General features: G+C 62.7%; 16 protein-coding genes and 1 tRNA gene. 13 read left to right on the top strand and 4 right to left on the bottom strand.

The annotated features are described in order from the left end of the window. The first annotated feature begins 4 nt into the window (after positions 1-4). The 5 genes from KIH45_RS11640 (at position 5) to KIH45_RS11620 (ending at position 4,235) form a co-directional block, all read left to right on the top strand. Positions 5-826 carry a heme-dependent oxidative N-demethylase subunit alpha family protein gene (locus KIH45_RS11640; protein WP_213176177.1) on the top strand — a complete coding sequence of 274 codons (822 nt, stop codon included), beginning with the start codon at positions 5-7 and terminating at the stop codon, positions 824-826. Continuing rightward, complete coding sequence (locus KIH45_RS11635) at positions 826-2,865, top strand: acetyl-CoA carboxylase biotin carboxylase subunit (protein WP_213176176.1); 2,040 nt, start codon at positions 826-828, stop codon at positions 2,863-2,865. The genes KIH45_RS11640 and KIH45_RS11635 overlap by 1 nt, the downstream gene beginning before the upstream one ends. Continuing rightward, the gene (locus KIH45_RS11630; protein ID WP_213176175.1) at positions 2,866-3,237 is read left to right on the top strand and encodes a tRNA-binding protein; all 372 of its coding nucleotides are present in this window, start codon (positions 2,866-2,868) and stop codon (positions 3,235-3,237) included. Then, positions 3,237-3,677, top strand: coding sequence for a DUF488 domain-containing protein (locus KIH45_RS11625; RefSeq protein WP_213176174.1), 441 nt, complete (start codon positions 3,237-3,239; stop codon positions 3,675-3,677). Before KIH45_RS11630 ends, KIH45_RS11625 begins: the two co-directional genes overlap by 1 nt. An 87-nt stretch (positions 3,678-3,764) precedes the next feature. After that, the gene (locus tag KIH45_RS11620) at positions 3,765-4,235 is read left to right on the top strand and encodes a DUF421 domain-containing protein (RefSeq protein WP_225899879.1); all 471 of its coding nucleotides are present in this window, start codon (positions 3,765-3,767) and stop codon (positions 4,233-4,235) included. Here KIH45_RS11620 and aroB read toward each other — a convergent pair. Together aroB and KIH45_RS11610 are read right to left on the bottom strand one after the other, a co-directional pair. Beyond that, the gene (gene aroB / locus KIH45_RS11615) at positions 4,210-5,331 is read right to left on the bottom strand and encodes a 3-dehydroquinate synthase (RefSeq protein ID WP_213176470.1); all 1,122 of its coding nucleotides are present in this window, start codon (positions 5,329-5,331) and stop codon (positions 4,210-4,212) included. The genes KIH45_RS11620 and aroB overlap by 26 nt on opposite strands. Before the next feature lie 5 nt (positions 5,332-5,336). After that, positions 5,337-5,972 carry a shikimate kinase gene (locus KIH45_RS11610; RefSeq protein WP_225899878.1) on the bottom strand — a complete coding sequence of 212 codons (636 nt, stop codon included), beginning with the start codon at positions 5,970-5,972 and terminating at the stop codon, positions 5,337-5,339. A 110-nt stretch (positions 5,973-6,082) separates the two neighbouring features. Here KIH45_RS11610 and KIH45_RS11605 point away from each other — a divergent pair, with 110 nt between their 5' ends. The 5 genes from KIH45_RS11605 to KIH45_RS11585 all read left to right on the top strand — a co-directional run bounded on the left by KIH45_RS11605 (position 6,083) and on the right by KIH45_RS11585 (position 11,666). Continuing rightward, positions 6,083-6,238, top strand: a complete 156-nt coding sequence (locus tag KIH45_RS11605; protein WP_213176172.1) for a hypothetical protein — start codon at positions 6,083-6,085, stop codon at positions 6,236-6,238. Next, on the top strand, positions 6,235-8,136 hold the full coding sequence (locus KIH45_RS11600; protein ID WP_337925472.1) for a hypothetical protein: 1,902 nt from the start codon (positions 6,235-6,237) through the stop codon (positions 8,134-8,136). The genes KIH45_RS11605 and KIH45_RS11600 overlap by 4 nt, the downstream gene beginning before the upstream one ends. A gap of 13 nt (positions 8,137-8,149) precedes the next feature. Next, positions 8,150-9,055: a tyrosine recombinase gene (locus tag KIH45_RS11595; RefSeq protein ID WP_213176171.1), complete on the top strand. Its 906-nt coding sequence runs from the start codon at positions 8,150-8,152 to the stop codon at positions 9,053-9,055. A gap of 10 nt (positions 9,056-9,065) precedes the next feature. Next, the gene (locus KIH45_RS11590; RefSeq protein WP_213176170.1) at positions 9,066-10,034 is read left to right on the top strand and encodes an acetyl-CoA carboxylase carboxyltransferase subunit alpha; all 969 of its coding nucleotides are present in this window, start codon (positions 9,066-9,068) and stop codon (positions 10,032-10,034) included. Positions 10,035-10,160: 126 nt separating this feature from the next. Then, positions 10,161-11,666: a M48 family metalloprotease gene (locus KIH45_RS11585; protein WP_213176169.1), complete on the top strand. Its 1,506-nt coding sequence runs from the start codon at positions 10,161-10,163 to the stop codon at positions 11,664-11,666. 142 nt (positions 11,667-11,808) lie between these two features. Here KIH45_RS11585 and KIH45_RS11580 read toward each other — a convergent pair whose 3' ends face one another. Then, positions 11,809-11,988: a Flp family type IVb pilin gene (locus KIH45_RS11580; RefSeq protein WP_213176168.1), complete on the bottom strand. Its 180-nt coding sequence runs from the start codon at positions 11,986-11,988 to the stop codon at positions 11,809-11,811. Between the two features lie 134 nt (positions 11,989-12,122). Continuing rightward, a complete protein-coding gene (locus KIH45_RS11575; RefSeq protein ID WP_213176167.1) occupies positions 12,123-12,308 on the bottom strand; it encodes a Flp family type IVb pilin in 186 nt (61 codons plus the stop codon). 125 nt (positions 12,309-12,433) lie between these two features. Between KIH45_RS11575 and KIH45_RS11570 the strand changes: the two genes are divergently transcribed. From KIH45_RS11570 to KIH45_RS11560, 3 genes are all read left to right on the top strand, one after another. Next, positions 12,434-12,853, top strand: a complete 420-nt coding sequence (locus KIH45_RS11570) for a (deoxy)nucleoside triphosphate pyrophosphohydrolase (RefSeq protein ID WP_213176166.1) — start codon at positions 12,434-12,436, stop codon at positions 12,851-12,853. Between the two features lie 56 nt (positions 12,854-12,909). Continuing rightward, a tRNA-Arg gene (locus KIH45_RS11565) sits at positions 12,910-12,986 on the top strand. Between the two features lie 155 nt (positions 12,987-13,141). Next, complete coding sequence (locus KIH45_RS11560; RefSeq protein WP_213176165.1) at positions 13,142-13,633, top strand: hemerythrin domain-containing protein; 492 nt, start codon at positions 13,142-13,144, stop codon at positions 13,631-13,633. Positions 13,634-13,646: the final 13 nt, after the last annotated feature.

The raw sequence follows: 13,646 nt of genomic DNA, 5'->3' as shown, positions 1-13,646 counted from the left end.
CCCCATGTCACTCGGTTTTTCGGTAGAGACGCTGCTTCCCAGCGCACGGGTGTCCGGCCCGCTGCGCATGGGGCTCGTGCGTCTGCCGGAAAGCGAGTGGTTGGCCGATGCGCCCGATCTGGCACCGCGCGGCGAGGCTTTCGATGCCAACCCCGATGCCGTGATCGTCATGGACGAGGCGCGCGAGGCGGAGGCCGAACTGGCCGCCATGCTCGGCATCGAAGGCGGGCTCGAGCAGATTGGCCGCACGCATTGGGAGGATTTCTGCCTCCTGACGCGCGATGATGCGGGTCGCTGGGTGCTGACCGGCGCGGCGGTTGCCTTTCCGACCGACTGGCATCTCGACGAGAAGATCGGAAAGCCAATGCTGGCCGTGCACGAGCCGATCGACGGCTATGCCGATCAGCTCGCGACTGCGGTCGACAAGTTCATGGATGGCCTGCGCGCACCGCACATCTTCGGGCGTACCAACGCCTTCGTCATGGCGAACGGCAACTGGCGCTATCTGCCCTCCGACACACCGGAAGAGCGGTTCGCGGGCGTCACTGCCGATAATGCTGGCGAGCGTCTGTTCGTACGGTGTGAGCGCGAGACGCTGCGCAAGCTGCCCAAGTCGGGCGCCATCGTCTTTACCATCGGCGTCCACGTCGCGCCGCTCGGCACGCTGTCCGACGCAGGCGTCGCGCGCATCGCGCAGTCCATCGAAGGTTTCATGGAGGGCGAGGGCGACCGCCGCGCCGCTCCACACTACGCAGCGGCGCTGGCCGGCTATGCCGACCGCCGCCTCGATCAATCCAAACCCGGTCCCAGGGAAGAAGCAGCCTGATGTTCAAGAAGATCCTGATCGCCAACCGCGGCGAAATCGCATGCCGCGTCATCAAGAGCGCGCGTCGCATGGGCATCCAGACGGTCGCCGTCTATTCGGACGCCGACGCCCGCGCGCCCTTCGTGCAGATGGCTGACGAAGCTGTCCACATCGGCCCGGCGCCTGCTGCCGAATCCTACCTGATCGCGGAAAAGATCATCGACGCCTGCAAGCAGACCGGCGCCGAAGCGGTTCACCCCGGTTACGGCTTCCTGTCCGAACGCACGTCCTTCGCAGAGGCGCTGGCCGAAGCGGGTATCGAGTTCATCGGCCCCCCGGTGAAGGCAATCGCCGCGATGGGCGACAAGATCGAATCGAAGAAGCTCGCCAAGGAAGCGGGTGTGAACGTCGTTCCCGGCTTCGTCGGCGAAATCCGCGACACCGATCACGCGGTCGAGATTTCGAACGACATCGGCTATCCGGTCATGATGAAGGCCAGCGCCGGCGGCGGCGGCAAGGGCATGCGCCTTGCCTATTCCGAAAAGGACGTGCGCGAAGGCTTTGAAGCGACGAAGCGCGAAGGGCTCAATTCCTTTGGCGACGACCGCGTCTTCATTGAGAAGTTCATCGAGAACCCGCGCCACATCGAGATCCAGATCCTTGGCGACAAGCACGGCAACACGATCTACCTGAACGAGCGTGAATGCTCCATCCAGCGTCGCCACCAGAAGGTTGTGGAAGAGGCGCCGTCGCCCTTCGTGACCCCCGAAATGCGCAAGGCAATGGGCGAGCAGTGCGTCGCTCTTGCCAAGGCGGTCGGTTACTACAGCGCGGGCACGGTCGAACTGATCGTGTCGGGCGCGGACAAGACCGGGCAGTCGTTCTACTTCCTCGAAATGAACACCCGCCTGCAGGTCGAGCATCCGGTCACCGAAGCGATCACCGGCGTCGACCTCGTCGAACAGATGATCAAGGTTGCCGCTGGCGGCGAACTGAAAATCAAACAGGAAGACGTGAAGATCGACGGTTGGGCCATCGAAAACCGCGTCTACGCCGAAGACCCCTATCGCGGCTTCCTGCCCTCGACGGGCCGCCTCGTCCGTTACGATCCGCCGGTCCCGGGCTGGAAGGGCGGCATCCGCGGCGTTGAAGAAGGCAACGGCGGCATCCGCGTCGACGACGGCGTCATGGAAGGCGGCGAAGTCTCGATGTTCTACGACCCGATGATCGCCAAGCTCGTGACCTGGGCACCGACGCGCGATGAGGCCGCGGACCTGCAGATCAAGGCGCTCGACGCGTTCGAGATCGAAGGGCTGGGCCACAACATCGATTTCCTCTCGGCGATCATGCAGCACCCGCGCTTCCGTTCCGGCGAACTGACCACCGGCTTCATCGCCGAGGAGTACCCCGAAGGCTTCGAAGGTGCGCCTGCCGGTCGCAAGCTGCGCACGCGTCTTGCCGCAATCGGGGCATTCGTCGCGGCGGCCTACGCCGACCGTGCACGCCGCATCGACGGCCAGCTTGGCAACCGCCTGCGCCCGCCTGCGAAATGGAGCGTCAAGATCGACGGTGAGTTCCACAACGCCGAATTGTCGGGTGACGAGATTTCGGTCGATGGCGAAACGGTTGATCTGGCGATGGAATACACGCCCGGCCAGCGCACTGTTGCCGCGGTCTTTGACAGCGACGAGGAAGGCGAAGGTGGTGAACAGCTGATCGTCCAGATCAAGCCCGTGCCTGCAGGCTTCGAATTCACCACGCGCGGCGCAAAGCACGTTCTTCGTGTCCTGCCGACCCGCATGGCGAAGTACGACAAGCACATGATCGAAAAGATCCCGCCGGACATGAGCAAGTTCCTCGTCTGTCCGATGCCGGGCCTGCTCGTGTCGCTGAACGTGGCAGAAGGCGACGAGGTCCAGCCGGGCCAGCCGCTCGCCGTGATCGAGGCGATGAAGATGGAAAACATCCTGCGCGCCGAAAAGGCAGGCGTGGTCGCCAAAGTCAACGCCAAGGCCGGCGACAGCCTTGCGGTCGACGCGATTATCCTCGAACTGGAGTAAATGCACTTACTCCACGACCATACGGCCCCCGCTGCCGACCCGACCGACTTCGACACGTTTCTGAAGATCGACATCCGGGTCGGCACGGTGGTTGCCGCAGAGCCTTTCGAGAAAGCTCGCAAGCCTGCCTACATCCTGCAGATCGATTTCGGGCCGACCATCGGCACCAGGAAGTCGAGCGCGCAAATCGTCGCCAACTATGCCTGTGACGAACTCGTCGGAAGGCAGGTCGCGGCGGTCGTGAATTTCCCGCCGCGGCAGATCGGCCCGATCATGTCCGAGGTCCTGACGCTGGGCTTCGCTGATGAGGCGGGTGAGGTCACGCTGTTCGCGCCCGACAAGGCCGTGCCAAACGGATCGCGCCTGTTCTGATGAAGCGCGTCTGGACCATCGGCTATGAACAGGCGACGGTTCCGGCAGTGATCGATGCTCTGGTCGGAGCCGGGGTCGAGGTTCTGGCCGATGTCCGCGCCCTGCCGCTTTCACGCAGGCCGGGCTTTTCGAAGACTGCTCTTGCTGGTGCCGCGCAAGAAGCGGGCATGGAGTACCGCCACTTCAAGGCGCTGGGCACGCCAAAGGAAGGGCGCGAGGCTGCGCGCAAGGGTGACCGCGAGGAGTTGGAGAGCGTCTATTCCGGCCAGCTCGAACTGCCCGAAGCGCTTGCCGCCGCGGCGGAACTGCGCGATCTGGCGTCCCGCAAGCGCGTCGCGCTTCTCTGTTTCTGCGGCGATGCGGCCAAGTGCCATCGCTCGCTGCTTCACGACGCCATGCTCGCCGATTTTGAAGCGATCGACCTCGTGCCGGCAAGCTGATCCGGACCCAACAAGCCTGCCGAGCGTAGGTGGGACATGTTCTTTGGTTCGCTAGACGCATTTCTGCGCATCCTCGCGGCAACGGCCATGGCCTATACTGCCGTCATTCTCATCCTGCGTATTAACGGCAAACGCTCGCTGTCGAAGCTCAATGCGTTTGACTTCATCGTCACCGTTGCTTTGGGCTCGATACTTGCGAGCACCGTTCTTTCAAAAAGCGCGAAGATCCTTGAGGGGATTTTTGCCTTCGCCGCGTTGCTGCTGTTGCAGTTCATCGTTTCGAAAACCTCGGCCCACTGGCAGCGGTTCGCCAAGTTCGTGCGTAGCGAGCCGAAGCTGCTTCTGCGAGATGGAAAATTCCTCGACGAGGCCCTCGTGAACGAGCGTTTCACCCGTGACGAAGTGATCGCAGAAATCCGCAAGGAAGGTCACGGACGCTATGAGGATATCGCAGCCGTCGTGCTGGAATCGGATGGCAGCCTTTCGGTCCTTGCCGACGGGCCATGCGATAGTCTGACCGTGCTCGGCCCCGTCAATCAGCCAGGTGGTGAGACCTGAGTTCGCCGTCCAGAAATTCGGAGACGTCGCCGATCTCGACATCCTTGGCGAGGAACGTCTGCCCGATCCCGCGCATCAGCAGGAAGGGCAGGGTGCCAGCGTCCATCTTCTTGTCGTGCAGCATGTGGTCGGCCAGCTTCTGTCCGCCGCATTCAAGGCCGAGTTCCGAAACTTCGGCTTTCATGTCGCAAGCCTTGAAGTGCGCCGCGATCCGGTCTGCCTCGTGCTGCGCCATCAATCCGCGCCGCACCGAATAGCGGGCGGCGAGGACCATGCCGATGGCCACCGCCTCACCGTGCAGGAGATCGCTGGAATAGCCGGTCTCTGCCTCAAGCGCGTGGCCGAACGTATGGCCTAGGTTGAGCAGGGCGCGGGTGCCGGTCGTCTCGCGCTCGTCCGCGGCGACGACGCGCGCCTTTGCTGCGACCGAACGGCTTACCGCCTCGATCCGGGCATCGGCGTCGCCGCCCAGCAGGGCTGGGCCGTTCGCCTCGCACCATGTGAAGAAGTCGGCATCGTCGATCAGCCCGTATTTGACGACTTCGGCATAGCCTGCACGCAGTTCGCGCGGCGGCAGGGTGGACAGGACATCGGTATCGGCCAGCACCAGCGCAGGCTGATGGAACGCGCCAACGAGGTTCTTGCCCATCGGCACGTTGATCGCGGTCTTGCCGCCGACGCTGGAGTCGACTTGCGCCAGAAGCGTTGTCGGCACCTGCACGAAGCCGCAGCCGCGCTTCAGGATCGCGGCGGCAAAACCGGTAAGGTCACCAATGACCCCGCCGCCTAGCGCAACGATACGGTCGTTCCGGTCGACACCCTCGGCCAGAAGGAAATCGATGACATGGGCCAGGTGCGCCCAGCTCTTGGTCTGCTCGCCCGCGGGCAGGACCAGCCAGCGCGCTTCCTTGCCGACGGCGGCAAGCGCTGCATCGACCTTGCCTCGATAGAGCGAGGCGACATGGGCGTCGGTGATGACGGGAACGGTCGCCTTGCGCAGCATCGACCCGCATTGCGCGCCAAGTCGCTCCAGCAGGCCCGGCCCGACGCGCACTTCATAGGGCCGTCCGGCGAGTTCGACGTCGATCGTGCGCATGTCGCTCATCCCTCGTATTCCTCCAGCGCGGCAAGGATGCGCGCCACGCTTGCCGTTTGCGGCCCTGCATCGCTTACCGCGCGGATATGCGCCTGCGAATAGGCAGGGCGGCGCACTTCCATCAGTTGCGAAAGCACCTCGCGGGGGTCCTTGCCGATCAGCAGGGGGCGCGTGTTCTTGCGGCTGACCCGTTCGACCAGCACGTCGAGATCACCGTCGAGCCAGACTGCGATTGCCTTGTCTAGGATCATCGCGCGCGTCTCGGCATCGACGAAAGCGCCGCCGCCGGTGGCGATCACGGCGGGCCGGCCATGCGTATCCTCGATGATGCGGGCGATCACGCGGCGCTCTCCGTCGCGGAAGTATGCCTCGCCGAATTTCTCGAAAATCTCGGGGATCGACATCTGCGCCGCTTCGACGATGGCGTCGTCGGCATCGACGAACCGAGTGCCCAACGCCTGTGCCAGCTTGCGGCCAATGGTCGACTTACCGACTCCCATGAGGCCCACGAGAACGACCGGGCGATCCAGCTTGCGCGAAAGCTCTGCCAACGCGCGCGCATCGGGCAGCGCTGCGCCGTCATGCGCCGATGCGTTGTCATTCCCGGTCGAATTGCCGGGCATGGGGTCACTCTGGTCCATTGCAGCCCCGCCTATAGTTGCGCTAGGCGGTCGCGCAAGCGCCATGCCCGTGTCAGTGATGCGGAATTGGCGGGAAATTTACGCAGCTAAGCAGGTCGAGAAGGAAATTCATGCGCGGAACCAAGGGCGTATTCCTTATCCTTGCTCTCGCAATCCTGATCCTGCTCGTCTACGCCTATATCGACGGCGGGCGCGAGGAGCCCCGCTGGATCGAGGAGGAATTGCCGGTGCAGCAAGGACCGGGCGGGTCGGAGAACGGCCAGTGAAGCGCCCCGCTAAATACGCCGTTCCTTTTTCCCGGCGCACGATGTTCGTTGCCGCGCTGCTGGCCGCTGCTCCCGTAGTTGCGCTTTCCGCGCAGGACGGCCCTGAATCGCTCCTGCCGCCGGGCTTCGACGATCCCGCCCCTGCGCCGACGCCCGCTCCTGCGCCGCGTCCGACCCCGACTTCCACGCAGAACAGCGGACAAGCCGCGCCTAGCGTTTCGCAGCCGGTCGTGCAGCAAGTGCCGGACAGTTCCGTACCGGCTCCCGCTTCTGCCTCATCCTCGCGTGCCGATGCTGCACGCCGCTTGCTCGAACGGCTTCCCAGCCTCGATGAGCTGGAGGAGATGGACACGGACGAGATCGACGAAATTCTCGGTCTGAAGCCTACGTTCGATATCCCCGATGCGGCTCGTCGGTCGACCGACGTTGTCGGTATTCTTGGCCCGTCCGAAGGCGGGATGCGTGAAGGTTCGCTCGGCAATTACAAGGCGCTGTTCGTTCGCCGCATCCTTGAAGGTACCAAGGGCCCGCTGGTCTCGCGCTGGGGTCACATCCTTGCCCGCCGCGCACTCGCCAGCAGGCTTGCCGCCCCCGATGGCATGGAGGGCGTGGAATTTGCAGCCCTGCGCGCGGGCCTGCTCAACCGCATGGGCGAGACACCGATTGCGCGCGCCGTCGTGCAGGAAGTCGATACGGCGGACTATTCGCCGGCCCTGATTGCCAGCGCTTACGATTCCTATGTCTCGACGGGTGATTTCACGGGTGCCTGTCCGATGGTTCGCCTTCATGCCCGCGCCCGCGAAGATCGGGACTGGGAACTGCTGCGCGGCATCTGCAGTTCGTTTTCGGGCGAGAGCAGCGGCATGGATCGGATCGAGCAGCAGCGCCGTCGCAGCGAGGGCACGCAGATCGATTCGCTGCTGGCTCAGAAATACGCCGGCTCTGTCGGCCGCACGCGCCGGGCAGTGACGCTGGAATGGGACGATGTCGATGAACTGACCGTCTGGCGCTATGCGCTGGCGACCGCGACTGGCGCCGAAGTTCCGGCAAGCCTGATCGATGCGGGCGGCGCCACGTATCAGCGTCTTGCCGCGATCTCGCCCTCGGTCCCGCTGGTGCAGCGTGCACGCGGTGCCGAGATGGCGGCGGGCGAAGGTGTGCTGTCCAGCGCGGCGCTGATCGATCTCTATTCGCAGATTTACTCCGATCCCGAAATTGGCGGCGAAGAAGCCGCACGCGCGTCTCTGTTGCGCGAAGCCTATGTCGGTGAGCCTGAAGAGCGTCTTGCCGCCATGCGCGATATCTGGGGTGAGAAGGACCTTTCGAAGCGGTTCTACACGCGGCTTGTCATGACGGCCTATGCCGCAGCGCGCCTACCGACTGACCCGTCTTTCGAGGCGGACGCAGGCTTGCTGATTGGCGCGATGATGGCCGCGGGGCTCGATGCCAATGCCGTTCGCTGGGGCAGCACCGTCCAGACCGGCAGCCTTGGCTGGGGTGTCTTGATGGTCGGCAGCCCGGCGCTTAGCGAAATCGTCAGTGAAAGCGCGGTCCGCGCCTTCATGGACGAGGATGACAGCACGTCGCAGCGCCGGTCGCAGTTCCTGGTGGCTTCTCTCGCAGGTCTTGGGCGCATGACGCCAGCCAAGTCGAACGAGCTTTCGGGCGTGCTTGGCTTCGACCTTGGCCGCGAAACCCGCTGGACCCGCGCGATCGACCTTGCTGCTTCGCGCAACAACCAGGTGCTTGTGACTTACCTCATGGCGCTGGGAATGCAGGGTGACAGCTGGTCGCAGATGACGCCGGTTCACCTCTATCACATCGTAAAGGCTCTTGACGAAGTAGGCCTCGGCGCAGAGGCGAGGATGATCGCGGCCGAAGCGGTCACGCGCGCCTGACGGAGCGGCTCGGATGAAAGCGCCGGGCATCGAGGATTTTCTTGAAATGCTGGCCGCCGAACGCGGGGCGGCGGCGAACACGCTTGCTGCCTATCGCCGCGATCTGGAGGCGGCGGAGCAGGAAGTGCCGCTGCTAGCAGATGCGCAGCCGTCCGATCTGTCGGGTCTGGGCAAGGCATGGGCAGACCTGGCGCCGTCCAGTCTTGCGCGGCGTTGTTCCGCTATCCGCCAGTATTTCGGGTTCCTGATTGACGAGGGCTATCGCGACGATGACCCGTCCGATGCCCTGCCGCGCCCGCGCATTCGCCGCCCCTTGCCGCGCCTTCTGAGCAAGGAGCAGGTGCTGGCGATGCTGAGGCTGGCAGAGGAAGAGGCGGAGATGGGCCAGCCCAACGCCATCCGCATGCTCGCCCTGCTCGAAATGCTCTATGGCTCGGGTTTGCGCGCAACCGAACTGGTCTCGCTCACGATGGACAGTGTGCCGCGCGATGCTCCGCTGCTGACCATCACCGGTAAGGGCGGGCAGCAACGCATGGTCCCGGTGTCGAGCCGCGCCCGGGCCGCGATGTCCCGCTGGCTTGAGGTGCGACCCAAGGGTGGGCGCTATGTCTTCCCTTCGCGCGGCAAGCACATCAGCCGCATCAGGCTGTTCCAGATGCTGCGTGAACTTGCGGGCAGGGCGGGGCTCGCGCCCGAATCGGTGAGCCCGCACGTCTTGCGCCATGCCTTTGCGACGCACTTGCTGGAGGGCGGGGCGGACTTGCGCGTGCTTCAGACGCTGCTTGGCCACGCGGATATAGCCACCACGCAGATCTACACTCATGTCGATTCGGCGCGGCTCGTCGAACTGGTGAATGCGCGGCATCCTCTGGGCAGAGGTGCGCCTATCCCACTTGCCCCGCCCGCGAAGGACGACTAGCGCAAGTGCGATGACCAGTTATCTCGAATTCGAAAAGCCGCTGGCCGAGCTGGAGCGCCGCATTGCAGAGCTGCGCACCGCCGCCGATCAGGACGATGTTGCCGTCGATATCGACGCCGAAGTCGCTCGCCTCGAAAAGAAGGCGCAGGGGCAGCTCGCCACGATCTACAAGTCACTGACGCCCTGGCAGAAGACGCAGGTCGCGCGTCACCCTTCGCGCCCGCACTTTGGCGACTACATCGAACACGCCTTTACCGATTTTGTGCCGCTTGGCGGCGATCGCGCCTTTGCCGACGATCAGGCGATCCTTGGTGGCTTCGCGACCCTCGACACGCCTGATGGAGGCGTGAAAGTCATGGTGATCGGCCATGAAAAGGGCAACGACACGCAGTCCCGGCTCAAGCACAATTTCGGCATGGGAAAACCCGAGGGCTATCGCAAGGCGATCCGCCTTATGGAAATGGCTGGCAAGTTCGGGCTTCCGGTCGTGACGTTGGTCGACACTTCGGGTGCATTCCCCGGCGTCGAGGCCGAAGAACGCGGACAGGCCGAAGCCATCGCCCGTGCGACCGAGGCTTGCCTCAACCTGCCGGTGCCAATGGTTGCGGCCATCGTGGGTGAGGGCGGTTCGGGCGGCGCAGTCGCTCTGGCCAGCGCGGAACGCGTGTTGATGATGGAAAATGCCGTTTATTCGGTAATTAGCCCCGAAGGCTGTGCCTCGATTCTGTGGCGCACGGCCGATCGTGCCCCCGACGCGGCAGAGGCGATGCGCGTTACCGCACAGGACCTGAAGCAGCTTGGCGTGATCGATTCGATCGTTCCTGAACCGTTGGGCGGTGCCCATCGCGATCCGGTTGCGGCGGCCAAATCGCTTGGCAAGGCGATTGCCAAGGAACTCGGCGCTCTTTCCGGCAAGAGCGCAGACAAATTGCGCGATGCCCGGGCCAAGCGCTTCCTGAAAATCGGGTCTCTCGCCTAGCCTTCTCGCGACCTGCTCGGGAACAAACCCCCGGCATCTCCGGTTTTTATCCTCGAACGAGGGGACGTTCGCCATCCGTCGTAGGGGTGGTGGCTCCCCTTATCTATTATGATCGAGGAGCCAAAGATGCCGATCCCGTCCGACACGAATCATCACAACAGGCGCAGTCGTTTTGCCGCCCTCGCATCCGCAGGGGCGCTCGCGCTTGCTCTTGGCGGTTGCGCTGCGACGTCGACCACTCCCGTCGTCCCCGGCCAGGCTCCGCAAATGAGTGCGGAAGAGCGCCAGCTTGGCGCCGAAGCGCATCCCCAATTGCTTGCTGAATTCGGCGGCGCCTACACTGGCCCGCAGGCCGCCTACGTGGAGCAGGTCGGCAAGAATATCGCGATGCAGTCCGGCCTTGGCGATGCGCGCACGGCCTATACGGTCACGCTGCTCAATTCGCCGGTGAACAACGCTTTCGCGATTCCCGGCGGTTATATTTACACCACCCGCGAACTCGTCGCCTTGATGGATAACGAGGCGGAACTGGCCGGCGTTCTTGGTCATGAAGTTGGCCACGTGGCTGCCCGCCACTCGCAGCAGCGCCAGCAGGCCGCGCAGCAGAATTCCATCCTCGGCGCTGTGGGCGCCATACTTTCGGGTGTTCTGTTCGGTAACAGCCAGATTGGTCAGCTTGGCCAACAGCTGGCCATGCAGGGTTCGCAGCTTCTGACGCTGAAATATTCGCGCAGTCAGGAAATCCAGGCCGACGACCTTGGCATCGCTTACCTTTCGAATGCGGGTTATGATCCCCGTGCGATGGGAACCGTGCTGCAGAGCCTCGCCGCGCAGAACGCATTGGATGCACAGCGCATGGGTTCGTCGAATCAGGTCCCTGAATGGGCCTCGACCCACCCCGACCCGGCCAGCCGCGTCAGTCGTGCTCTGAGCGAAGCGCAGGGCCTGCCGGGTAGCGTCACGAACAAGGACACCTTCCTGACGCGGATCGACGGCATGATGTACGGTGACGATCCCAAGCAGGGCGTCGTCGACGGCGATACCTTCATCCACCCGGTCTATCGTTTCAAGTTCAGCGTCCCGAGTGGCTATTTCATGGTCAACGGCACGCGGGCGGTCTCGATCAGCGGCCAGTCGGGTAAGGGGCAGCTGACGGCTGGCTCGTACAACGGGGATATGAACACCTATTTCCAGAACGCGTTCAACGCGCTCACCGATGGGCAGCAGCAGGTCACGCCGTCTTCGATCGAACGTACCACTGTAAACGGCATCCCTGCGGCTTACGGTACTGCCCGCGTCAATTCGGGCAATGGCGCGGTAGATGTGACGGTTTTCGCCTACGAATTTTCGAACTCGCAGGCCTTCCACTTCGTTACGATCACGCAGGCCGGTAATGCAGGCGTGTTCAATTCAATGTATTCGAGCATGCAGCGCATCAATGCGACCCAGGCTGCGGCGGTAAAGGCGCGGAAGATCGACGTCGTGACTGTCAGGTCGGGCGACACCCTGTCGTCGCTGGCAAGCCGCATGGCCTACGACGATTACAAGATGGAGCGCTTTCTTGTACTGAACTCGCTGGACAGCAACAGTTCGCTTCAAGTTGGTCAGAAAGTGAAGATCGTTACCTACTGATCATCGCAGAATGCAAAAAGGGCGCGATGGCTGTTGCCGTCGCGCCCTTTTTCAATGGGACTTGCAAGCGATGCAGGCCCCAAACGCAAAGCGGGCGGCAGTTTCCTGCCGCCCGCTCGCTCAAGAACGGTAGAACCGTCTATTAGGCTGCGTCGTTCGCAGTTTCGAGCGACGTCTGGACCGTGCCGAACGTTTCGTTCAGTTCCGAACCAACGGCGGTCAGGGTCGCGATGCAGGCAACTGCGATGAGAGCGGCGATCAGGCCGTATTCGATTGCGGTTGCGCCGGATTCGTCAGCGAGAAGGTTCTTGAAAAACTGCATGGTAGGTCTCCTGGTTCAAATTTACTTACGTTCACCCGGCTCTCATCAAGTTCTGGCGAAGTTAACTTCGGTGCCCCCAGTTCCTGTTTCGAGCGTTTACTTGCCTAAGTGCAAATCCTGAATAATGCGTAAACCTATCCGGAATTCTGCATTGCTTCAGTTGCGCTGTCGGCAACATAGGTCCACATTCCGTTAGTTGCGCCCGCAACGCCGTTAAGCCCAACCATCATCGCAATGCCGATGAGCGCAGCGATCAGGCCATATTCGATGGCCGTCGCCCCGTTTTCGTCGTCGCGAAATTTTGCGATGGTGCTCAACATTAGTTTCGGGCCTCTTCCTGTGGTCCGTCACCGAGAATGGGCATCACTTCTTAAATTTTGGTTTAGAGCGCCGGCAGCATTGAAAAACTTTCCGACACCCCGTCCCCGTAAACAGGTGTGAAACCATGTTAGTCGTTGCAGCAGCACTCTTAGACGGGGCGGGCAGGGTGCTTATGCACCGCCGTCCGATAGGCAAGCATCACGGCGGTCTGTGGGAGTTTCCGGGCGGAAAGGTCGACGATGGCGAATCGCCAGAGCGCGCTTTGGTGCGCGAACTGGCCGAAGAACTGGGAATCAGCGTCGATCCGGCGTGTCTGGAGCCGTTATCTTTCGTTACAGGGCCGCCGCCGCCAGGGGCCATGGGCGGGCTTGTAATTCTTTTTTACACTTGCCGGGCCTGGTCCGGGGAGCCTCGCTCGATCGAGGGGGAGGGCGTGGATTGGTGCGACAGGGCTGAGTGTGAGGCGCTGGACCTTGCTCCGCTCGACCGTGTTCTGCTGTCCCAGCCGCAGAGCGAGAGATTATTTCACACTCTTGAAAAATAACCTGCGTTGGGGGCTTGCCAAGCCCGGACCCCCCGCCTAAATGCCGGCTCCACAGCGCGCCCGTAGCTCAGCTGGATAGAGCACCAGACTACGAATCTGGGGGTCAGAGGTTCGAATCCTTTCGGGCGCGCCATTACATCGCCCCGCTTGCCCATCGGCAGGCGGGGCGAAGTGCTTTTGGACCTTGGTGATGCGCCGACGACGCACGCGATTCGCGTTTCCGCCGGAACTACACCCGCCAAATCCAGTTATTCCTGCAAACGCACAAATTATCGCAGGAGTATTGCCATGGCCGACGCATCCGGCATTTTTGACCGTCTCAAGGAAGATCACGACAAGCATCGTGAGCTTTTGAAAAAGATGGCCGAGACCGAAGGCGCAAGTGACGAGCGTTCGAACCTGCTCGAGCAGTTCACTGTCGAAGTGAAGAGCCACGCCGCCGCGGAAGAGCAGGCGCTCTACTCGACGATGCTGCGCAAGCCCGAAACGACGGGCGAGACCCGTCACTCCGTCGCTGAGCACCACGAGATCGAGGAGATGCTCAACGATCTGGCCGCTACCGACATGAGCTCGAGCGCGTGGCTGTCGAAGTTCAAGGATCTTCGTCACCGCTATGAACATCACATCGAAGAAGAGGAAGAAGATCACTTTCCCGACTTCGAAAAGTACCTCACCGATGCCGATCTGGCCCACATGCGTTCGGTCTTCCAGCGCCGCAAAGACGCGGAATGTGACGAGCAGGAAGTGACGCCGGAAAAGATGGAAGACGCCAAGGACTAAATGCGGCTCAGTG

The organism is Croceicoccus gelatinilyticus, from assembly GCF_018398395.1.
GTDB classification, from domain to species: domain Bacteria; phylum Pseudomonadota; class Alphaproteobacteria; order Sphingomonadales; family Sphingomonadaceae; genus Croceicoccus; species Croceicoccus gelatinilyticus.
The sequence above is the reverse complement of the archived record's forward strand: the minus strand, read 5'-3'. Positions and strand labels throughout refer to the sequence as shown.

Excerpts from the sequence above, each read along its gene's own strand:
- KIH45_RS11640 (WP_213176177.1), top strand. The coding sequence starts at position 5 with ATGTCACTCGGTTTTTCGGTAGAGACGCTGCTTCCCAGCGCACGGGTG.
- KIH45_RS11635 (WP_213176176.1), top strand. The coding sequence starts at position 826 with ATGTTCAAGAAGATCCTGATCGCCAACCGCGGCGAAATCGCATGCCGC.
- KIH45_RS11630 (WP_213176175.1), top strand. The coding sequence starts at position 2,866 with ATGCACTTACTCCACGACCATACGGCCCCCGCTGCCGACCCGACCGAC.
- KIH45_RS11625 (WP_213176174.1), top strand. The coding sequence starts at position 3,237 with ATGAAGCGCGTCTGGACCATCGGCTATGAACAGGCGACGGTTCCGGCA.
- KIH45_RS11620 (WP_225899879.1), top strand. The coding sequence starts at position 3,765 with ATGGCCTATACTGCCGTCATTCTCATCCTGCGTATTAACGGCAAACGC.
- aroB (WP_213176470.1), bottom strand. The coding sequence starts at position 5,331 with ATGCGCACGATCGACGTCGAACTCGCCGGACGGCCCTATGAAGTGCGC.
- KIH45_RS11610 (WP_225899878.1), bottom strand. The coding sequence starts at position 5,972 with ATGGACCAGAGTGACCCCATGCCCGGCAATTCGACCGGGAATGACAAC.
- KIH45_RS11605 (WP_213176172.1), top strand. The coding sequence starts at position 6,083 with ATGCGCGGAACCAAGGGCGTATTCCTTATCCTTGCTCTCGCAATCCTG.
- KIH45_RS11595 (WP_213176171.1), top strand. The coding sequence starts at position 8,150 with ATGAAAGCGCCGGGCATCGAGGATTTTCTTGAAATGCTGGCCGCCGAA.
- KIH45_RS11590 (WP_213176170.1), top strand. The coding sequence starts at position 9,066 with ATGACCAGTTATCTCGAATTCGAAAAGCCGCTGGCCGAGCTGGAGCGC.
- KIH45_RS11585 (WP_213176169.1), top strand. The coding sequence starts at position 10,161 with ATGCCGATCCCGTCCGACACGAATCATCACAACAGGCGCAGTCGTTTT.
- KIH45_RS11580 (WP_213176168.1), bottom strand. The coding sequence starts at position 11,988 with ATGCAGTTTTTCAAGAACCTTCTCGCTGACGAATCCGGCGCAACCGCA.
- KIH45_RS11575 (WP_213176167.1), bottom strand. The coding sequence starts at position 12,308 with ATGTTGAGCACCATCGCAAAATTTCGCGACGACGAAAACGGGGCGACG.
- KIH45_RS11570 (WP_213176166.1), top strand. The coding sequence starts at position 12,434 with ATGTTAGTCGTTGCAGCAGCACTCTTAGACGGGGCGGGCAGGGTGCTT.
- KIH45_RS11560 (WP_213176165.1), top strand. The coding sequence starts at position 13,142 with ATGGCCGACGCATCCGGCATTTTTGACCGTCTCAAGGAAGATCACGAC.